At 48.6% G+C, this 22,225-nt stretch carries 14 protein-coding genes; 4 read left to right on the top strand and 10 right to left on the bottom strand.

All coding sequences use genetic code 11. The annotated features are described in order from the left end of the window. Positions 1-10 precede the first annotated feature (10 nt). Positions 11-4,126, top strand: coding sequence for a hypothetical protein (locus MJZ25_04340; GenBank protein ID MCQ2123395.1), 4,116 nt, complete (start codon positions 11-13; stop codon positions 4,124-4,126). A gap of 85 nt (positions 4,127-4,211) precedes the next feature. Here the strand turns inward: MJZ25_04340 and MJZ25_04335 are convergent, their stop codons facing one another. Both MJZ25_04335 and MJZ25_04330 read right to left on the bottom strand, forming a co-directional pair. Beyond that, positions 4,212-4,628 carry an SPOR domain-containing protein gene (locus tag MJZ25_04335; GenBank protein ID MCQ2123394.1) on the bottom strand — a complete coding sequence of 139 codons (417 nt, stop codon included), beginning with the start codon at positions 4,626-4,628 and terminating at the stop codon, positions 4,212-4,214. A 66-nt stretch (positions 4,629-4,694) separates the two neighbouring features. Next, entirely contained in the window at positions 4,695-9,473 is a 4,779-nt protein-coding gene (locus MJZ25_04330) for a fibro-slime domain-containing protein (protein ID MCQ2123393.1), read from the bottom strand. 252 nt (positions 9,474-9,725) lie between these two features. Here MJZ25_04330 and MJZ25_04325 point away from each other — a divergent pair, with 252 nt between their 5' ends. Both MJZ25_04325 and MJZ25_04320 read left to right on the top strand, forming a co-directional pair. Next, entirely contained in the window at positions 9,726-10,610 is an 885-nt protein-coding gene (locus MJZ25_04325) for a diguanylate cyclase (GenBank protein ID MCQ2123392.1), read from the top strand. Positions 10,611-10,698: 88 nt separating this feature from the next. Continuing rightward, positions 10,699-12,084 carry an MATE family efflux transporter gene (locus MJZ25_04320; GenBank protein ID MCQ2123391.1) on the top strand — a complete coding sequence of 462 codons (1,386 nt, stop codon included), beginning with the start codon at positions 10,699-10,701 and terminating at the stop codon, positions 12,082-12,084. Here MJZ25_04320 and MJZ25_04315 read toward each other — a convergent pair whose 3' ends face one another. From MJZ25_04315 to MJZ25_04285, 7 genes are all read right to left on the bottom strand, one after another. After that, positions 12,085-13,098 carry a hypothetical protein gene (locus MJZ25_04315; GenBank protein MCQ2123390.1) on the bottom strand — a complete coding sequence of 338 codons (1,014 nt, stop codon included), beginning with the start codon at positions 13,096-13,098 and terminating at the stop codon, positions 12,085-12,087. 161 nt (positions 13,099-13,259) lie between these two features. Further along, positions 13,260-13,748: a hypothetical protein gene (locus MJZ25_04310; GenBank protein ID MCQ2123389.1), complete on the bottom strand. Its 489-nt coding sequence runs from the start codon at positions 13,746-13,748 to the stop codon at positions 13,260-13,262. Between the two features lie 35 nt (positions 13,749-13,783). Continuing rightward, positions 13,784-14,596, bottom strand: a complete 813-nt coding sequence (locus tag MJZ25_04305; protein MCQ2123388.1) for a hypothetical protein — start codon at positions 14,594-14,596, stop codon at positions 13,784-13,786. A 31-nt stretch (positions 14,597-14,627) separates the two neighbouring features. Beyond that, positions 14,628-14,939, bottom strand: a complete 312-nt coding sequence (locus tag MJZ25_04300) for an AzlD domain-containing protein (protein MCQ2123387.1) — start codon at positions 14,937-14,939, stop codon at positions 14,628-14,630. Next, the gene (locus MJZ25_04295; protein ID MCQ2123386.1) at positions 14,939-15,685 is read right to left on the bottom strand and encodes an AzlC family ABC transporter permease; all 747 of its coding nucleotides are present in this window, start codon (positions 15,683-15,685) and stop codon (positions 14,939-14,941) included. Before MJZ25_04295 ends, MJZ25_04300 begins: the two co-directional genes overlap by 1 nt. A gap of 190 nt (positions 15,686-15,875) precedes the next feature. Further along, positions 15,876-19,019, bottom strand: coding sequence for a cellulase family glycosylhydrolase (locus MJZ25_04290; protein ID MCQ2123385.1), 3,144 nt, complete (start codon positions 19,017-19,019; stop codon positions 15,876-15,878). Positions 19,020-19,237: 218 nt separating this feature from the next. Beyond that, the gene (locus tag MJZ25_04285; GenBank protein ID MCQ2123384.1) at positions 19,238-19,675 is read right to left on the bottom strand and encodes a hypothetical protein; all 438 of its coding nucleotides are present in this window, start codon (positions 19,673-19,675) and stop codon (positions 19,238-19,240) included. A 97-nt stretch (positions 19,676-19,772) separates the two neighbouring features. Between MJZ25_04285 and mltG the strand changes: the two genes are divergently transcribed. Then, on the top strand, positions 19,773-20,804 hold the full coding sequence (gene mltG, locus MJZ25_04280; protein MCQ2123383.1) for an endolytic transglycosylase MltG: 1,032 nt from the start codon (positions 19,773-19,775) through the stop codon (positions 20,802-20,804). Between the two features lie 83 nt (positions 20,805-20,887). On the opposite strand, the gene MJZ25_04275 is transcribed toward mltG, so the two are convergent. Continuing rightward, a complete protein-coding gene (locus tag MJZ25_04275) occupies positions 20,888-22,225 on the bottom strand; it encodes an MATE family efflux transporter (protein ID MCQ2123382.1) in 1,338 nt (445 codons plus the stop codon).

The raw sequence follows: 22,225 nt of genomic DNA, 5'->3' as shown, positions 1-22,225 counted from the left end.
TATTGAGGGCATGTCTCAGGCATTATCATCTTCTATCGTATCCAACATTCGTCAAGAAGCAGCTCTTTTCGATTCTAAAGATCGTTTGCTCATCTTCTCTTCCAAGGCAGACTTCCAGTCTCCCCTGATTATGGAAGCGGGAGATTTATTCTATGAGAAATGGAAACAATCAGAAGGTCCTTTGCCCCTGGATTCCTTTTTCCCGATTTCTGCAAATTTTACCGCCCAGCAGAAGATGGCCATGGAAGACTCCATGTCCGCAGTTCTTCGCGAAAAGTACGAAGATTTCGGAGAATCTGATTTATACCTCGTTCTCGGTTTCTTGAAATGGGACGGCAATGCCCTTGCCCCCAGCCTTTTGATTCCCGTAGACGCCGATGTAAACAAGAAGACTTTAACTCTTGCCAACCGTCAGCCCATTGAAAACGTCGTTCTCAGAGAACGCCTCAAGGACAAGATTGCCTTGCCCAAGGCTGAAGACGCTATTACCAACGGCAAGTTTAGCATCCTGCAGTATTTCTCCCTCTTCGAGAAGGCCATTGCAGGAGAACGCAACTGGAAGTTCACCCGTCACGGTCTTTGCCTCGGATTCTTCCACACCAGCCGCCTTCTTTTCAAGAAGCGTTACGAAATCGGCTGGACAGACAAGAAGATTGAATCTAACGCCGCAATCCAGCCATTCCTCAATGGCGACGGCTACGACGTAACAGAATCCTTGTTTGAAAACGACGCATTCGACCACGTCTACTCCCCGGCAGATCACCACTTCCTGTATCAGACTGACTCTCACACTACGAAAGTCACCATGGACGCTCTCGACGACAGAGCCCCCGCCTATGCAATCCAGGCTCTGCCCGGCACCGAAAAGATGAAGGTGGCAGCCAATATCGTTGCAGAAGCAGTCGCACAGAAAAAGAAAGTTTTGGTGGTCACTCGCCGTGCAGTTTCCGCAAACGCATTCAAGAACGCATGGAAGCCTCCTTTCCGTACATTCGCCGACGCCGATCGCGACGCCCTGGCAAACGATGTAAGAAAAGCACGAAAGGATTTCCTTGACTATTACGAAACCGTCAACAACCCCATTCAACCGTCCGGCGTTCTTCTGGCAGACTTGCTGAAAGAATTCATCGCAGCCAAGGCACCAAAGCGCAAGTTCCCCGATTCCATTTTCCAGGGAGTCAGCGAACTGAACTACGCCAGCTATCTTGCACTGAAGGCTGACCTGGAAAAGATTTCCGACCTGTACTTCAACAAGAAGGGTTTTGAAGCACGCCAAGCGTTCCAAAGCGTAAAGGTACCTAGCCTCACCGCCGAAAAGAAAGCTTCCATTTCCGAGGAACTGAAGCTTGCCGCGGAAAACGTTTCCAAGCTAGACACGACCATCAAGCTTTTAAAAAATGCAGGTCTGTTCCCCACCGGAATCTTCCTTGCGAGCTTGTCTGACATTCTTGAACTGATTCAAGACAACTTCGACCAGGACACTCCTGACTTTGAAGATTGGGAACTCCGTTCTAGCAATTGGGCAGCCTACAAGGATACCCTCCTTGAACTTTCCGAAGCTGGAGACAAGTGGGTCCGCTACCGTCGTCAGACCTCTGAAATCTATACCGACGAAGCAGTAGACACAAACGTTCTTGCAGCCCGAGACGAATTTGCAGAAAGCCAGAAGGCTACCTTGAAAGGCCTTTCCGACAGATACCGTTCTTCCAAGAAGCAGTTGCTTCAGGTCATCCGCAATCCCAAGGACGTTTCCTCTGACATCCAGTTGCTCGATTTGATCGATACTTTGCTGGAACTGCAGGAAAACAAGAAAGCCTACAAGGAAAGTGCCGTGCTCGGCAACCATCTGTTGGGCAAGGACTGGCAGTACGAACGTTCTAACTGGGTGGAACTCCACAAGAAGATTCAGTACGTCTTTGAATTCCGCAAGAAGTACGAAGACAACCCCCGTCTTGACTTGCTGCTCCAGATCCTGGAACAGTGGCACAACATCAAGCCAATTCTCGACGACTTTGAAACCATTTCCGGTTCCGTAAAGAATCTACAGAAGTCCATCCGCCAGATTTCCAAGGACATGAAACTGGAAACTCCGCTGGACAGCTTGGACATTAACAAGTGGTTGGACACCATCAAGTCCTGGAGTGAAAACTGGGACAACCTGGACGTCCATTTGGAATTGACATCCTTGTTCAACGAACTTGAAAACTACAACTGTCCTGGACTGGTATCCTTCGTTGAAGATACCGCCAATGTCAACAAGGACATTCTTCAGGCGTTCGTTCATCATTGGTCCGGTGTTCAAATCCAGGCTGCCACACGTAGCTGCCCGGACTTGTTCTCCTTGAATCCCAAGGCTCGCTACAAGAAGAACAGCGCCTACCGCGACCTTTTGGATAAATTCAGTAACGCAAATTTCAAGGAACTCCACAACGCCGTCGAACAGAGTCCGGAATTGCTAACTGTGGTCAACGTAAACGGCTCGCTGGCCCTTCCCGTTGACAGTAAGTTTGATTTGACAATCCTTCTCGACGCTGATTGCATCACCGTCGTAGAAGCCCTCCCCAGCATCCTTAGTTCGAAAAAGGTTGTCTTCATCGGCGACCCGCACAACCCGAACCACGAGATGCTGCCATACGACGCTTATCAGGAGAACCCGCTCAAGCACACGCCGTTCTTCGTAGAAAGCATTTTGTCATCCATCCTCCGTCAGGGTGTCCCCACAAGAGAACTGTGGCTTTCCAGCCAATACGCCGATGCGTCCTTGATTGGATTTGCAAACGACAGAATTTACAATAACAGCATCAAGCAATTCCCTGCACCGAACCGTTCTGAGTTCAAGGGAATCCGCTTCAAGACTGTTATGGACAAGGTAATGACAATTGCCCAGGCAGCAATTCGTCATGCCGAAAAGAATCCTAGCCAGACCCTCGGCATCATCGCTTTCCATCAGTCCACCTGTCACGAAATCGAAGCTGCCATTAGAGCCATGCTCGCTTCCGGTTCCGGCGCAGCAAGATTCTTTGACCAGCAAAACCAGGACATCCGTTACTTTATTAAAACTCCGGAACGAGCCATTGACCGTTTCCGTGATGTAATTTTCGTCTGTGCCGAATCTGAAAATACAAGCGGTTTGGCTAACGACAGAAAGATTTCCGTTTGCACGACGTTGGCAAAGGTTGAAACCAGGGTTTTCATTTCCGAATCAGACATGTCCAAGAAGGGAACCTCCAGGACATCCCTGTTCTGGGAATGGATTTCTTACCTGCAAGAAAAGAACTTCACTGTCAAGAGCGAAGGTCATCCCGCAGAATCTGCCATCAAGTCGCAGGTTCTCAGCGCATTGGAAAAGGAAAACATCCAGATTGAAGAATCCTTCAACCGCGGAGGAATTTCCATTGGACCTGTGGTTGTTGACGCCAACAATGCAAACCGATTCCTCGCCCTCATTGAAGACGACTGTACCGTTGAACGTTTCTGCGACTCTGTTGAAGACAAGACCTGCATCCGTCCGATCCTCCTGAAAAGACTGGGATGGAAGGTTCTCCATCTGTGGTTGCCCTTCTGGTACATGATGAACGCCGACGAAGTCGGACACATGATTGCAACAATCGCTATCGAACAAAGCGTCGCTCCGCCGCCTTCTGCAGAAACCGAAGCAGAAGATGACGACGATGTTGCAGAAAAGATGGCGGGAGAAGGCACTGCCGTGGTGCCCTATGCAGTACAGCATCCGAAAATCGAAGGCACACCTCATGACAAGCCTATCGCAGAACTTCCCGCAGCCGCCCTCATTACGCAGCTCAAGTTCTACGTGGACCACGAAGCCCCGATTCATGAAGACATCCTTAAGCACCGCGTGCTAGAACTTCACCATGTAGACCGAGCAGGTCCCATGCTTGAAAAGGCTTTGACTGACGCAATCAATCAGGGCCTCCAAAAGAAGCGCTTTGTGAAGACCGGTCCGTTCTACTACTCCCTTACTCCTATGGAAGTACAGCCCCGCGATCGTTCTTCCCGTCCGGACTTGGAACGAAAGCTGGTCTACGTATCTCCGGAAGAACGAGCCTTGATGCCCCAGTCCTTGAACGAGCACAACCTCAAGCAGGCTCTGGGTTTGCTAGAATAAACGGCAGTCCGTGATCTTAAAAACAAAAAGCCCCACTCAAACGAGTGGGGTTTTCTTTTGCAAAATCGGCGATTCTACTTGAGGCTTACTTCAACTTGACAACGAAGGCGTTGATGTTATAGGCAGATAATTCACGAGCCTTGTCTTCAGCAGCCTTCTTCGTCGTCCATCCACCGCCACGAAGCTTGTAGAAGGGAGTATCAAATACAACCTGGATTGCATAACCAGTGCTTGCAGAAATCTGTGCACGGCGACGCTGAGCGGCATCAAAATCAGCAACAGCTTCAAACTGAAGGACATAGTAGCCATCAGACTTGCTGGACTTGGCATTAGAAGACTTGCTGGGAACAGCCTGATTGGAAGTAGTATCCCTCAAGGATGCGCTCAGAGCAGGCTTGTATTCCTTGCCACGGAACAGGGAATCAAGATCAGTAGGCTGGTCAGCAGCCCAGCCCATGGCGCAACCTGCGGCAACAGTCAAAAATGCAACAATCTTTTTCATGCCTCAAATATAATAAAAAAAGACCTTCCGGCTACTAACCGGAAGGTCTTATTTAGCAACTAGATGCTAGAACTGTTCAGGGAAGATTTCACCCTTGGGAGAGTAAATCTTGGAATTGTCGGACTTCTTCACACCAATGGTAGTAGTAAGATCCTTCTTTCCATCCTTCTTGCGGCCAATCTTCACATAAGTCTGAACCTTGGTGATGTAGACGCCGGTACCAACCTGGCGGCCTTCATCAGAAAGCATATTCCAGCCAATGTAGAAGTTACGGTTGGTACCTGCTTCGATACAGGTCTTGTTTTCAGATTCTTCACCAAAGAAGGTTCTGCCACCATTCAACTTCTTATTAGTTTCATCCTTACAGTAGATCTTTCCGCTTGTACCAGCAACATAGTTACCAAGGTTAGTGAAGTATTCAACCTTGTAGTAGAAGTACACCTGGTCAAGATCAAGGTTAGCACGATCTTCTGCAGACAACTTGTTGTAGTAAGACATCAAGTCAGCCTGGACAAAGTGACCCGGGATACCACCTTCCTTATCAATGATTTCATTGAAGGTTCTACGCTTGTTGTATGCGTTGACAACAATCGGAGTCTTTGCATCATTTGCGTAACTGGTGTATGCGAACTTGTTCACGGTAATGTTGTTCACAGCATCACCTTCAATTTCAACCCACGGAGAAGGCAGACGCATAGTTTCTGCATAGCCCGTCGGAGCATTCCAGTAGTATTCTTCCTTCAGGTAGATATCATCGCTGTTCTTAAGAGCAACAACCTTACGGATACTATCAGCACCAGCCACGTTGGTTTCAGTCAAGTCACTCCAGAAGAAGAGCTTCTTTTCCACATTACCGCTAAGACGCAGGTAGTCATCCTTCTTCGGAGTCATGTTCTTAGCCATACCATTGGATTCATCGATCACAATCTTATAGATAACCTTAATGGTATCATTGCTGGGAGTCGGAGCCATCAACGGGGTAACTGTACTTGTGGTGCCTTCGGTCGGAGAGACAAAGCGCTGAGAATCATCCCAGTGACCACCGGTAATGTAGAAGTCAAAGACATTGAACTTATCAACATCGTCAACGATTCTAACCGGTTCAGACATGATAATGGTCATAACATCCTGGTCAGAAGACTGGCCCTTGGAGTTCTTGGAAGTAAGGACTCGTGCAGAGACCGGAATCGGAGCCATACGATCAACCATAACTTCAGAAGTAAAGCCCTGCTTAACGAGGCCGCCCTTCTTTTCTCTATAGGCAGAGAAGGAAGTAACCTTACCCGGGCCAACAGTCTTCGGAAGCTTGGACAAAGCAAGATTCTTAAGACGTACGCGCTGATCACAGTACATAACCGGCTTGCCAGTTGCAGAATCCGTTACGACAGAGCCATCTTCACCATCGGTCATAGTCTGGTCACAATTGGTGACTTCCATGTCATCGGTGGTAACAACTGCGTTACAGAGAATGTAGTAGTCTTCCGGATCTCTGGTAGAATAGAGAGAATCCTTTGCCGGATAGAACTTTTCAGCAGAAGAAGTTTCCCATTCGATACAGATTGCCAGCGGGACAGAGTCCTTCGGAACCAGGCGGTTGTAGTACACATCCACCATGTCAGCGATACCATCCTGATATACGGTTTCCGTGCTGAAGTACGGACCAGGAATCTTCATATCAATAGAAGACTTAGCACCTTCAACATCGAACACGTCAGCAAATGCCGGAATCGGGCAAGGCGGTTCAGCAAAGAAGATCGGGGTATACTGAGCATTACTCAAGGAAGTCGGGCCAACAACAACGAGCTTAGCCGGGTTGTTATCAGCAATGCGATACTGTCTCAAGGAGCGAACCTGGAAAACAGCACCACCGTTAACAATCTTCAGCTGAGTAGTATCGATTGCTTCGAGACCCGGAGAAGTACCCGCCTTGGTGCTGAACTTGAGGTTACAATCATCACAGATATCGTACTTGCCAGCGTCATTGGGCTTAAGAGCAACCAGGAAGAAGTTGTAACCCATACCGGTCAAACGTTCTTCAATCTTGCCATCAATGGTATCACCCTGAGTGCGGAAGTTGGTGCTGAACACCCACTTGTTTGTTGCAGAATCCTTGTACAAGGTATCAACAAAGGCAAGACGCGGAACGTAGAAGGAAATAACAGCCGGAGTCGGTCTGTTGACAACCTTGATGCTGTAGGACTGCGGGTTGCCCTTCTTTGTATCCATCATCAAGGAGGAGACAAACACGTAGATGGTATCAACACCAGTATCATCAATTGTGTTGGAAGTGGTGGAGCTGATTTCGTCGTAACCACCGCTTGCATTCTTCTTATAGACCTTCATACCGCTAGGAATATCAAGGCTATAGGTAAAGCCCTTGGAGTCATCCGGCTGCATCACGATTCTGTCTTCGCGCTTTTCAGATGCAACTGCGGAAACGTACATCGGAACGAGGTCGGTTGCGACCGGGTTCTTGCCACCACCAGCCATAGCAGACTTGGTGTAGTTGTAGTACTTGGTCTTGGAGGAAATTTCCTTTTCAGTTTCTTCATCGATATAGACAGCCACAGCATTGCCATAGACAACGTCAACTTCACCGGCCTTACGGAAAGAAGCAACCTTCTTCTTTTCATTGCCAATCTTGAGGTACAAGCTCCAACGACCAGAGGGAAGATCAATAGCCTTCTTATCAATCTTGGGAGAAATGGGGTTGGTCAGGTCAATACCACTGTAGTGAACGGCACCAGAAGCAAGAGCCTTGGCAGAATCATTCCAGGCAGAACCGGCAACAAGGTAGTATTCCAGGGTAAGGCCTTCGCAGCCTTCCTTGCCACCGAGCAATTCCTTACCACAGCACTGCACAGCATCATTGGAACCAGAAGCAATAGCTTCGCAGGAACCGTCACCAGATCTGTTATAGCACATGGCATAAGAAGTAACAGCCGAGTTACCCTTTTCCTTAACCGGCTTTGCGGTAATGGAGGTGTTCTGCACAATGTACATATTGGTCTTGATACGAACGTTACTCATGTCGGTACGACGGTCGCAGAAGAAGATATCAATATCATACTGGGTGTTTTCAGCAAGCTTACCGGAAGCACCAGTGAAATCATCCAAGTTCACATAACCCGGAGCAGCAAGGTGGGTACCGCCAAGGTCCACGGCCAGCTTGTTATCGATATAAACCCAAATGTCATCGTCACCACGGAAGGAGAACTGCATGCCCGGGCGATAGACAAAGTTTGCATGGGATTCGAAGCAGAACATCTGGTTGTTCATGCCTTTGGTACGCTTATCCCAAGTGGAGTTATCATAAACGTTCGGATTCTTACCGTCACCGAATTCACCTGCAGCAACCGGATAGAGGTCAATATACGGAAGACCACTGTTCGGTTCAATGGCAGACCAGTCCTTCACAAAGCCAAGCAACTTAGTAGCTGCAGCGGAAATACCTTCAGGTTCTTCCCGAATAACTTCTTCACCATTGGTAAACTGGATTTGCAAAGCACCAGTACCATAGGACACGTTACCCATACCAGCACGCGGAGTCGCAGCAACTTCGCAATAGTCAGTGCAAACGCCAGCCTTGACAGAGTCAGCAAGATCGTTCAAGATAGTGAAGGCACCTGTGGGTTCGTTATAGCTATCATATTCCCACATACCGTCCTTCTGCAAGCCAAACTCAACGTTACGGCAATGCTTAAAGTTCACGCCCGGAGTTTCCTTGAACATCACATCGAAAGCTTCCTGGCTAACAAAGCAGCCACTAGCAGCATTGTAGGTCGGCTTTTTTGTTTCCTTGTTCAAGATGTCAGCAACAATACCCTTGGTCACACCAATACAGGGAACCGTATTTGCAGCACCAGCACCCGGGTAGTTATACTTGGATCCAGCATTATAGCAACCGTTAGAAGCCACAGCCGGGTAAGCATCACAGGTGAAAGCGCCATGCATAGAGGCATCTGTATCGTAGAGGAGTGCAGCCAAGCTATACTTACAGTTACCTTCAATGCCAGGATCCTTGTCAGAGAACAATTCACCAGCCATAGATTCAGGATATTCTTCTGCAACTTCAGGAGAGGTCACAAAGTAAAGGCGTTCGCCATAGGCAGAGAAAAGCATGTCAGCCGGAATGGGAGTGGTGGTAGATGCGCCAGCACCTTCAAAGCCGATGGCTTCTTCCAAATCAGGGTCGTCATCACGGACAATAAGAATGCTGCCCGGAACTTCTTCGTTCATCCAGACATAGTAGTACCAACCGCACATGCGGGTGTCAACACTCATAGCCTTACGATTTTCGAAGGAGCCGTCAAGACTAACCTTCGGAGGAGTAGACTTCCATTCTTCTTCATCCGGAACAAGAACGTAGAGGTAATGAAGGTCCGGCTTGGTATAGGAAACCAAGGTGGTATTAGGCTTCTTCGGGTTTTCCATAACCCAAACATCCTTACCTTCACCCGGGCACTTAATACCGAGAGTATTACGGTTATTCACGATGAAATTTGGATCGTTAGAGTTTGTGCCATTCCACGTATTGGCCAAAATATAATTAATCGAACCGCCCTGCTGATCTGACAGAGGAGGAGCTGTCTGCAAGCCGAAGTAAAGTTCCTGGGTTTGAGCCTTTGTATTGGACAAATCATAGTCGTAGAAACCAGTGGTCGCATTGAGCGTGGAGGCCGGAATCTGAACGGCGGTGTTTATTGTAACATAAGCAACCTTCCAATCATCAGGTCTCTGGAAATGCAAGGTACCAAGACATGCAGCGCAGACGCTCTGCACACCAGCAAAGAGCAAGCTGGTACCAAGCAACCACTTAAGCAAGGTGTTTTTCGTGTTTTTCATAATTCTCTTTTCCATCGATGTAAAACCTTCCAACAACGGCATAGCAAAAAGACCGGCCTTTTTGAAATGCCACACCGGGTTGAAATCTATTCTTTTCTTTTCAAAAATGCCAATTATTTTTGCAAAGAATAGTTAAAAAAAAGGTTTTTTCTGTAAACAAAATGTGAATAATTGGCGAAAACGTGCAAATATCACATATTTTTGCAGAAATTATATTAGATTTCCATTTCGTAAGACACTCGGAGACCCCAAATGCAGGACCTAGACCAGACTATCGCAGCCGGTAATAACACTATTAAGTTTTCCACGGTGGAAATGCGACCGCACCTGATCGTCCTGTACCCCCAGAACAAGTTTAAGCAGATTCCCCTGGAAAAAGGGACCGTAGTCCTTGGTCGAGGCGCCGACGCCGACATCAAGCTGGACGACGAGCTTGTGAGCCGCAAACACTGCTCCCTGACCTTTGATGGCCGAAATGTCACTGTACAGGACATGGGCAGCACCAACGGGACCTTTGTGGATGGTTCCCCCGTCCAAAAGATGCAGTTGGACTCCGATAATCGTCTGCAGATTGGCAAGATGGTGCTCAAGGTGGACTTCAAGGATCCGTCTGAAGAAGCTTTTGACCGAGAACTGTACGAAGCCGCCACCATGGACCCCCTGACCAAGATCAGCAACCGCCGCACCTTCATGGACCGTAGCCTGGGCGAACTGGCTCTTGCACGTCGCAACAACTATTTTGTACATACTATAATGGTGGACGCTGACCATTTCAAGCGAGTCAACGACACCTGGGGCCACCAGTGTGGAGACATGGTCCTCAAGGAAATCGCACGCATCCTCAAGGAAGAAAAGCGCGAGTCCGACCTCCTGGCCCGCTATGGTGGCGAGGAATTCGTCCTTCTCCTGGCAGGAATCGGCCCGGAAGACGCAAAAAAGAGCGCCGAACGCCTCCGTTCCGCCGTGGAACGTCACCGTTTCTCCTGGAAGGACACCATCATTCCGGTGACAATCTCCCTGGGGCTCTGCAGCAAGCAGGGCGAAGAAATCGGTAAAATCGACCAGATGATCGCCGAATGCGACAAATTGCTGTATATTGCCAAGGAAAACGGCAGAAACCAGGTCGCAACCGCCTAAAAATCGCGATTTTTGAACAAAAATGCGCTTTTCATGAATTTTAGGCCCCTTTCAACCAGGGGGCTATTTTTCTATCTTGCGCCCCGAAATGAGCGAATTACATTCAAATAAGTTAAAATCCTTCGGTACCGCCAGCATTCCCAAGCTGGTTCTGCAGTTTTCAGTACCAGCCATCATCAGCATGGTGGTCAATGCCCTATATAATATAGTGGACCGTTTTTTCGTGGGCCAGGGCGTTGGTAGCCTGGGTATCGCAGGTATCACCCTCTGCTTCCCCATCGCTCTTTTCATCATGGCCATGTCCATGATCGTAGGCGTAGGCGCCAACACCCTCTTTTCCATCCGTCTTGGGGAAAAGAAGTACGAACAGGCCGCCATCATCCTGAACAACGCCTTCGTATTGCTCATTATCATGGCCGTGGGAGCTTTTGCCGTGGGCGAAGCCTTCATGGAGCCGTTGCTCCGCCTCTTTGGCGCCAGCGACCAGACCCTCCCGGTGGCTACAAGCTACATGCGCATTATTTTGCTTGGCGCTGTCTTCCAGACGGTGGCTCCGGGCATGAACCACTTTATCCGTTCCATGGGCCACCCCAAGACAGCCATGTTCCGAGAAATCATCGGTGCGGGCACCAACGTGATCTTGGACTACGTTTTCATCATGAAGTTGCACTGGGGTATTGAAGGCGCCGCCTGGGCAACCATCTGTTCCCAGCTGGTCAGCAGCCTCTTGATTACCCACTTCTTCTTGAAGAAGACCACTCCCATCAAGATTAACCGTCGCTACATGAAGTTGCGCTGGCCCTACGTTCGCAAGATTTACATCCTGGGCCTCCCCCCTTCCGTGATGCAGATTTGCAACAGCCTGATGAACGCAATTCTGGCATGGAGCCTCACCACCTACGGAAACCAGAGCCTCAAAGCTACAGAAACCATGAGCGGTGGCGACATGGCCATTTCCGCCTTCGGTATTCTGAACAGTATTGTTTCCATCATCGTAATGCCGCTACTGGGATTCGTCAACGGAACACAACCTATTATCGGTTTTAATTACGGAGCAAAGCTATTTGACCGCGTCAAGGGCGTGGTAAAGTTCGCCTACATCTATTCCTTGGCATTTATGATTCTCGCATGGGCCCTGGTCCAGTGGCAGGCCGAAGCCTTTGTGGCTCCCTTTGCTCCCGGCGACTTGACAATGCAGCAAGTGGCAGCCAAGGCCATGCGTCTCTTTACCTGCACCATTTTCATGGTCCCCTTCGGCATGATTGCAGGAAGCTTCTTCCAGGGTACAGGAAAGGCAGGTCGTTCCATGTTCCTGAACGCCTGCCGTCAATTGATTTTGTTTATTCCATTCTTGTTGATTCTTCCCCTGTTCTTCGGCCTTACGGGCGTGTTCTGCGCACAGCCCGTTGCAGACGTGGGAACAGCTTTCATCGGCATATTTATGCTACGCCGTGAATGGAAGCGAATGAAGTAGTTACGGTTTCTTGAAGACTATATTCGCAGTACGGTTTCCGCCGACAACACTCAAGTGTGCATCAAGGGTTTCACCGTCAACATCCTTCGAGAACGCAGCCACGTAAATAGTGTCAACTCCGGAAGATCCAATTCTAAGAACGCTTGATTGGTAGATTTCGCTGTATTCTCCACCTACACGTTTATACAGATGGACCGGTTCTTCAACATGCAAAGTATATTCTACGTCCACAGCATTATACGGGTTCATAAGCAGTTTTCCATCTGCTGTGCTCGACAGAGCCGAAACATACACCGGAACAAGGTTGGATAGGGTCAGTTCATCGGCAAGCAGACCTTCCCCAACAAAGTCATAGTCAGCACGCCTCTCGACAATTTCCTTGCCATCGTCGTCAAAGAAATGGGCGACCGCATTTTCGGAAACAACATCCACAGTTGCCGACATTCGGAAGCTGGCAATTTTTTTCAGGTTATCATCGATAGAAATCCACAAGGTAAAACGACCCGGAGGGAGCTGAACCGCATTCTTTCTAACAACAATTCCGTCCGTCAGGTCGATGCCGCCAAAGTATACCTTACCGTATTCAAGGACATAACCTGAATCAGCAAACGTTAAACCCGCAACCAGGTAGAATTTTACCGACAAGTCGGAACCGTCAAGATTTGCCGGACATACCTCTACTGTTTCTGCGTCCGGGGATTCAACCTTGTAATAGCAAATCTCGTAAGTAGATTTATCCCTTTCATGAGGATCCATAATCCTCTTGGCGACAATCGAAAACATCGGGTAAACATCTTCTTCTTCGCAGGACGCATCATCTTCATCACAAAGACTGTCCTCATATGTACTGATCTTATCCAGATCAGCCTTGCTCATGACAACAAGGGATTCAGAATCGCTCTGCGGCAATTCAGCAACATCGCCGTTAGTCGGAGTCGATTCCGAGCATGCGCTAAAGAAACAGCCTGCGACAACAGCAGCGCTAACAAGAGTGGCCTTGACCATTTTATTCATAATTAAACCTCCTAACCTTTTTCGATTGAATTTTAATATACATTCTCAAAAACCAGTTTTTTAAGGTTTTCTTTACATTGCAAAAAACCGTGACATACTATACGCAAAAATGCCCAAAGCAGAGGCTTTGGGCACTTCTATTTTGAGAAAATCTGTTTTGACTAGAACAATTTCTTCATGTCGGTGAGTTCACCTTCCGCATTATCATGGAAGAGGATCAAGGAACCGCCACCCATCTTCTGGAAAATCTTTGTCATCTTTGCAACAGTTTCGCCTTCATCAAAACCGATTTCGTTTGCAGCCGTAGAACCGATAACCAAACCAATCTGAGTCATCTGGGGAGCTGCACGGCGGAGGTAGTTCAGGAATTCTTCGTCGCTGTTGATGACATTGGTTGCAGCGGGCTTTTCAATTTCAGCCGGGTCGCGGGTGCTTGCATAGAGAGGATACATGTCGTCGGCAATAACCTGCTTTGCATTGAGGTAGAACGTATTTCCCACATACAAGCTAATGGTGTCATTCAGTACCTGACGAACTTCAACCATGACATCACACATGGAAGACTGTTCCTGCATTTCAAGTTTGGAGGCACCACAACCCATAAAGAAAAGGGAGGCTGCGGCCAAGAGAGAAAGAGCGAGTTTTTTCATATATACTCCTGAGATTGAACTCTTCTAATATATAATTATTTGTCCAAAATACCCAATGCCTGGTCAATAAGCTCCGGCTTTAGACCAAAAATACGGCTCAATGTTTCAACACGGTTCGGAGCTTCAATCTTTTCCATGCGGGATCCATTGGCATCACGGGTCACCAAATTTCCTTTTTGGTAATAATATTGAATTCCCTTTTCACGATCCAGACGATTAAGAACCGGATAGGTCATCATTTCGCGATAGAAGCTTTCGTTCCAATGCTGTTTGAATTCTTCTACGGAAACACCTTCCACCGGATAATCAAAACGAAGCTTCATGGGAGCGCCAGCACCACCCGTCCAAAGTTCCATGGATTCGTTGTTGGGGCGGTCTAGGCGCACGCAGTTGGGAACCAACGGAAAAAATGCAGAACCTGTTCCAAAGGGAGGTGGAAGAGGAATAGGCAGGGGTTCAAAAATCAAGTAGCCCGGGTCAAAAAGGTATTCGCGGGCAGGGACCGCGAAGGGAGATCCCGGCACAAGGCCGGGATGACATGCGGAGGGTTCTTCGTCGGGCAAAATGAGGGCGCAGTGGATGTTACGTTCCTTACGCTTATGGCCCATCACCAATCGAGGTTTCAAGCCCATGTCCGTAAAGGTTTGATACAGATGCCAAGTCATGCTGAAACAAGTGCCGCCACCCATCCAGGCATCAATATCATTCTGGAAACTGTCATCCAGCTTTTGTGCAGCAGAAGAACTTCCCGTCTGGTTAAGACGGATAATCTTCGTCAGATTTTCGTAGGTGACCTTGGACAACTTGTCGCAAAGTTCATTAATCTTTTTCCACTGTTCTTCCAACATAAGTACGGCTTAAGTTAGAAAACTTTGGAGATTACAGAAGTCCGTCTACAAAAAGAACGGTAACGCAAGCCACCACAGCAACCACTACAAGGCCTCGGCCAAGCAAAGAAGCGATTGTGGCAGTCACCAAGGCAAGAATGCCGGAAAGGCGGCTTTCGGTAGCATAGAAAATTGCAGGCACCGTCATTGCACTCAAAACCGTGTAGGGAATGTAGGCCAGGAAGGATTTCCAGAAGGGGCTCTTCAATTCCTTTTTCAAAAGAACAAAGGGAACCGCGCGCAAAAGGTAAGTGACACCAGCCATCACTGCAAGGAATTCAATGTAAGTATTGAAGTCGATCATTACACCGTCTCCTTGGAAGAGGTGGATTCATTGTCGGAGTTGTTCGACTCACCTGCATTATCCTTCACAGGGAACAGTGCTGCACAAACAAGGGAAGCAACCACTGCGCAAATGATAATGGCAAAGCCGGAACTTACATCGCGAAGCACGGGTGCATAGAAGAAAGCAAAGCTCAGGGCAATGGCAATAAGGACGGCAATCAAAGTGGGGCGATCAGACTTCATGGGAGGAACAACGATGGCAATGAACATTCCGTACAAGGCAACGCCCAAAGCATTTACCACCATGTCCGGGAGAATCTGTCCGCAAACGGCGCCAGTCAATGTACCGCCACTCCAGCCAATGTAAGGAAGCGTCATAAGACCGAGGAAATACAACGGATTCACCTTTTCCTTTTGGGCCATGGAGACTGCATAAATTTCATCGGTAATACCGGTAGCCAGCAAAAGACGCTTTGCAGTATTGAAACTAGGAGTCACCTTTTGGGAAAGGGAAATAGCCATCAAGGAATAGCGGAGATTGATGAAGAAGCTGGCAATGGCAAGTTCGATCAAAGTACCTGTAGCGCTGGACATAATCTTGAGACCGGCAAACTGACCTGCAGAAGTCAAGTTGGTCATGGAAATAAAGGTTGCCAACAGCCAGGAATTCAAAGCGGCGCCAGCGTTGATACCAAAGGCAAAGGACACAGCAAAGTATCCAATGCCAATGGGCAGACCGTCTTTTACACCTTTTGAAAATTTCATGGGTCGTAATATAGAAAAAGCCTATTAGTTTTTGCAGCGTTTAGCCAAACTTTTTATGCAAATATGCATATACATGCATAAAAAGTTAAATATCGCAGAGATTTTACCTCGTTGGTCAAAAAAAAAGAGGCCCCGCCCATTTAGGAGCGAAGCCTCATGGAGGAATTGAAGTCCTATTTGTGAATCATGTTTACTTGATGGAGATTCGAGCCACCTGAGCAGCGCTACCATCTATGACACGAACCATATAGTTGCCTTGGCGCATATTGTTCATGGGAACAACTGCGTTTCCTGATGTAGCAACCTGCTGAGACATAACCATGTTACCCATCATGTCGAACACCTGCACGGAGACGGTTGAGGACTTGACCATGGAAAGAGTCAACTGATTGTTTGCAAAGCTCATCTTGAAGGCGCCAGCCATATTTACTGCAAGTGCCTGAGATACCACGGAACTGGAAGAAAGTTCCAGGTCAGCGTCCGGGATGTCACTGGAGGAGGACTCTGCCGGAATTTCGCTGCTAGAACTGGATACAACAGAACTGCTGGATTCCACAGAAGAACTAGAAACAGGCTTGGGAAGAACATGGAGCGTGAAGTAGATTTTTTCTCCATTCACCTCTAGCGTTTCAGTGTAATCGCCTTCTGGGCCCCAAGACTGAAGTACACCAGAAATAGTGATCGTATTGTCATCGGCAACATTCTGCGGGAACGTCAGGAAGTTGATGATCCAAGACTTACGGGAATAAGTGTTCACGCCCGTAATGACGACGGTTTCAATCGTCCCGCCTCTTACAACACTTTGTTCCAGGCTGCCAGTCACTACATAAGTTGCTACACTACTGGAGGAAATCTCAGAGGAAGAAGATTGTACTTCAGAGCTACTGGAGGAGGACTCTGCCAAAGCTTCGCTGCTAGAAGAAACAATCGGCGTTTCGCTACTGGAGCTCGGCGCAACAGAGCTAGAGGACTTCACAGAACTGGAAGACTTGGGCACCTCAGTCACCTTGATTACGCCAGTAGCCGTAGAGTTGTTATCCACACCGGTCACAGTTACGGTGAACGCGTAGTCCTTGGTTGCAAGGGAGGCATCTACTGTACCGCTGATGGTAAAGGTCTTCTTGTCGCTTGACAAAACGCCTTGCAGGCCCTGAGGCAATCCAGTAACCGTGGCGGATGTGCCGTTGGTGACGGTGTATGTGATATTCTTGATTGCATTGCCGGCTGTAACACTCTGTGTTGCATTGTTGCTGGTCAAGGCCACACTGGTGACGATAGGTGCTCGAGTCACCTTGATTACGCCAGTAGCCGTAGAGTTGTTATCCACACCGGCCACAGTTACGGTGAATGCGTAATCCTTGGTTGCAAGGGATGCATCTACAGTACCGCTGATGGTAAAGGTCTTCTTGTCGCTTGACAAAACGCCTTGCAGGCCCTGAGGCAATCCAGTAACCGTGGCGGATGTGCCGTTGGTGACGGTGTATGTGATATTCTTGATTGCATTGCCGGCTGTAACACTCTGTGTTGCATTGTTGCTGGTCAAGGCTACGTTGGTGACGATAGGTGTACGAGAGCTGCTGGAAGGTGTCGAAGAACTGCTGCTCTTCACAGAGCTAGAAGAAGATTTCGGAGCAGAACTGGAGCTAGAAGCAGGCTTAGCAACCACAGGCTTAATGGCAAGGCCGTTGCAACGAACATCGTCGATATAAAGGTAGTTAGGAGAAGGCTGAGAACCCTTCAAGTCACCCTTCACTTCCCATGTGAACTTTGTAATTCTCTTCTGAGAAAGAGTAACGGGATCACTTGTCCAGGAAGGCTGATTCAACATATCCCAAGGAACATTTGCCTGCGTCCAAGAAGTGGAAGACGTCTTGGAAATCTGGTGGAAGGCATAATCCTTGACGGCAGTGTCCTCCACCTTGAAATTATGGCCGGCACCCTTGTACTTGTAAGAAATAGTCTTGCAAGCAGAAAGATCGTAGGCAGTTTCATCGGCATTCAGCTTGATGCCCAATGCCACGTAAGGTTCATACTTATTCTGCCCTTGGACAAGCTTGATACCGGTAATGGCACCCATGCCCTTGGTGTTGTTATCGCCATTGACAACTACATCGTAGCCAGAATTTTCTTTAGCATCCTTATTGGAAGTATTGGTGATGGAGGATCCACCAAGATCATCCTTATCGGTATAGGCATACCAGATGCCACCTGTAAATGCCAAGGAGTCGCCGTCTTCAAAGTCATCGATATAATCAGTGTAACCTGCCGGCAAAGAGCTGGAAGAACTTGCCACAGAGCTGCTAGATGCAGGAGTGTTGCCGCCAGCGGAACATGCAGAATAAGACTTAGGCAGTTTGCTAAAGATGTTTTCGTTTACCCATTTACCACTTTCTGAATAATTCCAGGCGGAGCCGCTAAAGTAGGAAGCACCTTCGTTCTTATTGGAAACAGCCCAGTTTGCACCGGAAAGCTTATGCTGGTTCATCCAAGAAAGCCAACCGGAGTTGGATCCGCTCACGCCACCGTCACCGTCAGCATTCACGGTACCCCATTCTGTCACAAACACGGAAAGGCCTGCGTTCATAGCCTGAACTGCGTTTGCGCCTTCGTTACCTGTAGAATGGGAACCTGCGTAGTAGTGGAATGTGTAAGCAACGTTCTTATCGCTGATCGGAGCAGAAATAGCTTCATTCGGGTACTGGTCCCAAGAACGGTTGCCAACAACAATTAGGTTATCGGAGTACTTACGGATTTCAGAAATCACCTGATCTGCATAAGTCTTGATGGTACCCCAACTTTGGGAAATCGGCTCATTAAAAACTTCGAAAATGACGTTGTCGTACTTTCCCCACTTCTGGGCCATATAGCCAAAGAAATCCTTAGCGTTATTGACATTGTCAGAAGCCTTGTGGGAATGGTAGTCGATAATCACGTAAATATCATTATCAATTGCAGCCTGAACAACGGTGTTCATGAGGCCCTGGTAGTAACCCTTGTTGGTAAAATAGTTACCGGAACCCCAGTCTTCATCAACTCCCATAGGAGCACGGATAATCTGAATATTCTGTTTATCTACAAGGCCCTTGACATAGTCTGCTGTCCAGAAAGGAGAACCTACGTCACTGGAAATACTCCAGAAAAGGCTCATACCCTGAACCTGAACTTCGTTACCAGAGGTTACGCCCTTGCAAGCACCGTAAATCTGGCCCTTGCCACTGGAATTCTTGCCAGCCTGAAGCTGACCATACTGGCTAACAGGACCTACTCGACCAAAAGCGGAAGCGGCCAAAGCCAAAGAGAGGGCGGTAACGCCTAATACCTTAGAACCAAACATATTTCCTCGTTTTTTATCAAGAAAACCCTAACCAACGAGCAAAAAAATATATAAGGAAGCCCTTTTTTCCACGCTATTTAAAACTTACTCCAAGTAAATTCGGTTACAGCGGTAGACAACGTGAAAATAATCACGCAAAGCGGAGCAAAAAGTTCCAAAAACAAAAAAGCCCCGCCGAAGCGGAGCTTTCTTTAAACTCTTGAGATGTTCAACAGCGATTAGTTTTCGTTGTTGCGCATTTCGGTCTGTTCACGGTCCATAGTGTGCTGGAGGTATTCCTTAAAGTCACGGTCGATGTTCACGCCGTCGAAGTCAAGGTCATCGTTTTCCAACACGAACACTGCAGACGGGTTATCGAGCCAACCGACCACGTCCACACCTTCCAACTTCATGGACTTATCGCCAGCGAGCTGTGCAACGTATTCAATCTTGGACTTGGGAACCCAACCCTGACCGCAGTTACCCTTAACGAGCACTTCGGTTTCACCGTCCTTAACGATGGTAAGTTCATCATTGAAGCCTGCGGTACAAACAACAGCACCGCCGTCTTTTTCCTTAGTCAGGTCGATATCGCCCAGCTTGGACTTGACCTTCTTGCCGGCACCAAAGGAAACGCCGACCATAAGAACGAGAGCAATTACCAATACCTTTTTCATAATCTCTTCCTTAGAAACATGGTAAAAATTCAAAATGCAATAGGAATATACCTTTTATTTTTCCATTTCGGTAATTTTTCTTTTAAATTTTTAGTGTATGAAGAAGATTTTACTTGTTTTTGTCGCCATTTTGGCCCTAATCGCCTTTTTTGGGTACTCTTCCGTGAACTCCAGAATGGGCGCAACAGCCCAAAATCAGGATTCCGTGCTTATCCAGGTCCCCAAGGGCAGCTCCCCCACCAAGGTTTTCCAGATCCTCAAACAGAACGGAATTTGGGACGACGAGGTGGCCTATAAGCTGGTTGTCCGTAAAAAGAACCCGTCCTTGAAGGCCGGTTGGTACGAAATTCCCAAGGGACAGTCCCTGGAACAGGTTCTGGACATCATCGCCAGTGGCAAGATTGCCGTTCGTAAGGTGACCATCCCCGAAGGTCGAGCCTCCTGGGAAATCCCAGCCTATGTCAAAAAGGCTTACCCGAACCTGGACGAGGACCGCTGGAACAAGCTGGTCCAGGACCCGAAGTTCGCCCGCAAGCTGGGTCTCGAAGCAAACAGCTTGGAAGGCTACCTGCTGCCGGACACCTACCCCTTCCCCATCGACGCCGATGAAGAAGTGATCCTGAAGCAGATGGTGGCAGCCAACTTGAAGCTCCGTGACGAACTGAAGGCCAACCTGAAGTCCGGCTCCAAATGGGAAACCCTTGGCAACTGGCACCGCGTGTTGACCCTGGCCAGCGTGGTGGAAGAAGAAACCGGTATGCCGGACGAACGTCCCATCATTGCAGGCGTGTTCCACAACCGCCTCCGCATCGGCATGCCTCTGGGTGCCGACCCCACCGTAAGATTCATCTTCAAGAATTTGACCGGTCCCATCTACAAGAGCCAGTTGAACAGCGACAGTCCTTACAACACCCGCAAATTCCCTGGATTGATGCCGGGTCCCATTTCCAATCCGGGTCGCAAGGCAATTACCGCAGCACTCTACCCTGCAGAAACCAAGGCATTGTATTTTGTAGCCAAGGATGACGGATCTATGACCCACTTCTTCAGCGACAACCTGGCCGACCACAACAAGTACAAGGACGTTGCCGCAAAGAACCGCGCAAAAACCGGCGCACCGCAGTTGTAATACAGAACCCCGGACGATACCGGAGTAACAATTTAAAACCCGAGGCAATCGCCCCGGGCTTTTTTCAAACTATAGCTAAGGCACTAAACGACGCCCAGTTCTTTCCAGCGACCGCCGCGCCAACGGATGTAGTTCACGATGGAGCGATAGAATTCATCGGCAGCCATGCCCAGCCAAATACCGGCAAGACCAAGATCTAAGCCAAAGCCCAGAAGAAGTGCCGTGCCAAGGCCCAAGGTCCACATCATGGTGGAGCCCACAATCGCGGGGAACTTGGAATCACCGGAAGCACGAAGTGCAGAAGTGATGGTCATGTTGGCGGCCTTGAAAGGTTGGAGAGCAACGTCGCACCAAAGGCAAATCCTGCCCAACCTCTGGATTTCAGGATCAATGGAATAAAGGGACATTAATTCCGTTCCAAAAATCGCAACGATAATGGCTACGATCAAGCTGCTAGAACAGCCCGCAGCAAGGCTCTGGTGTAAACGGCGGTTGGCCTTGTCGAAATCATGGGCGCCCACCAAGTGAGCTACAAGAATCTGGCTACCACTACTCAACCCCACACTTAAAATAACCGCAAGCATGGCGAAGTTTGCCGCAAAGATTCTCGCCGTCATGGCAGTAATGCCCAAATGCACGATGATGGCCGTAAGCACCACCTGGAAAATCTGGAAGCTGACCGGTTCCACGGCGGCAGGTACGCCAATGCGAATCCAGTCCGGAAGAATCACGCAGGAGCGTTTGAAGTCTGTGCTACGAATCTTATGATGAACCTTGTACTTGAGAATCGCATAAAGCACTACGGAAGAAATCAGCCAGGAAAGCATGGTGGCGAGAGCAACACCCTTTACGCCCATGCAAGGCAGGCCGAAGTATCCATTCAGGAAAATCACATTCATGATGGCATTGGAAACGATGGTGATAATGTTTCCGATCAAGTTCCAGCCGGTAAGGCCGTGGGTTGCAATCAAGGAGGTCAGCGTCGTTTGCAAGGAACGGAACGCAAAGCCAAAGGAAACGATGAACATGAACTCGTAACCGTACTTGGCAGCGTCTCCCGTAAGGCCCATCCAGTTGACAATGTTTCCTGCCAGCGGAATAGTCACCAGCATGATAGCAACACCTAAAAGCAAGCTACCCAGAAGAACCATAGTCTGGGTGGTGCCGGCCTGTTTGGGACGTTCCGCACCCATGAATTGAGAGGCGATACTTGCGCCCGCCTGAGAGAAGGCGGTAATAGCCATAAAAATGGCACCAAGAATAGGGCCCAGGGCACCAACACCGGCCGCAGCAGTTTCAGAAGTGCGGGAAAGGAACCAACTGTCCATCATCGGTTGGCAGGTTGCGATACCAAACGTTATGAACAAGGGCCAAGAAAGACTCAAAAGGGAGCGATCTTTGACTTGCACTTTAGACTGCAT

Origin of the sequence: Fibrobacter sp. (assembly GCA_024399065.1) — a bacterium.
Lineage (GTDB): Bacteria > Fibrobacterota > Fibrobacteria > Fibrobacterales > Fibrobacteraceae > Fibrobacter.
This window is presented reverse-complemented; position numbering and strand designations above follow the sequence as displayed.

What these genes read in the sequence shown, in the direction of transcription:
- MJZ25_04310 (MCQ2123389.1), bottom strand. Translation starts at nt 13,748, where the DNA reads ATGAAAAAACTCGCTCTTTCTCTCTTGGCCGCAGCCTCCCTTTTCTTT.
- MJZ25_04335 (MCQ2123394.1), bottom strand. Translation starts at nt 4,628, where the DNA reads ATGAAAAAGATTGTTGCATTTTTGACTGTTGCCGCAGGTTGCGCCATG.
- MJZ25_04305 (MCQ2123388.1), bottom strand. Translation starts at nt 14,596, where the DNA reads ATGTTGGAAGAACAGTGGAAAAAGATTAATGAACTTTGCGACAAGTTG.
- MJZ25_04285 (MCQ2123384.1), bottom strand. Translation starts at nt 19,675, where the DNA reads ATGAAAAAGGTATTGGTAATTGCTCTCGTTCTTATGGTCGGCGTTTCC.
- MJZ25_04290 (MCQ2123385.1), bottom strand. Translation starts at nt 19,019, where the DNA reads ATGTTTGGTTCTAAGGTATTAGGCGTTACCGCCCTCTCTTTGGCTTTG.
- MJZ25_04315 (MCQ2123390.1), bottom strand. Translation starts at nt 13,098, where the DNA reads ATGAATAAAATGGTCAAGGCCACTCTTGTTAGCGCTGCTGTTGTCGCA.
- mltG (MCQ2123383.1), top strand. Translation starts at nt 19,773, where the DNA reads ATGAAGAAGATTTTACTTGTTTTTGTCGCCATTTTGGCCCTAATCGCC.
- MJZ25_04330 (MCQ2123393.1), bottom strand. Translation starts at nt 9,473, where the DNA reads ATGAAAAACACGAAAAACACCTTGCTTAAGTGGTTGCTTGGTACCAGC.
- MJZ25_04300 (MCQ2123387.1), bottom strand. Translation starts at nt 14,939, where the DNA reads ATGATCGACTTCAATACTTACATTGAATTCCTTGCAGTGATGGCTGGT.
- MJZ25_04295 (MCQ2123386.1), bottom strand. Translation starts at nt 15,685, where the DNA reads ATGAAATTTTCAAAAGGTGTAAAAGACGGTCTGCCCATTGGCATTGGA.
- MJZ25_04340 (MCQ2123395.1), top strand. Translation starts at nt 11, where the DNA reads ATGTCTCAGGCATTATCATCTTCTATCGTATCCAACATTCGTCAAGAA.
- MJZ25_04325 (MCQ2123392.1), top strand. Translation starts at nt 9,726, where the DNA reads ATGCAGGACCTAGACCAGACTATCGCAGCCGGTAATAACACTATTAAG.
- MJZ25_04275 (MCQ2123382.1), bottom strand. Translation starts at nt 22,225, where the DNA reads ATGCAGTCTAAAGTGCAAGTCAAAGATCGCTCCCTTTTGAGTCTTTCT.
- MJZ25_04320 (MCQ2123391.1), top strand. Translation starts at nt 10,699, where the DNA reads ATGAGCGAATTACATTCAAATAAGTTAAAATCCTTCGGTACCGCCAGC.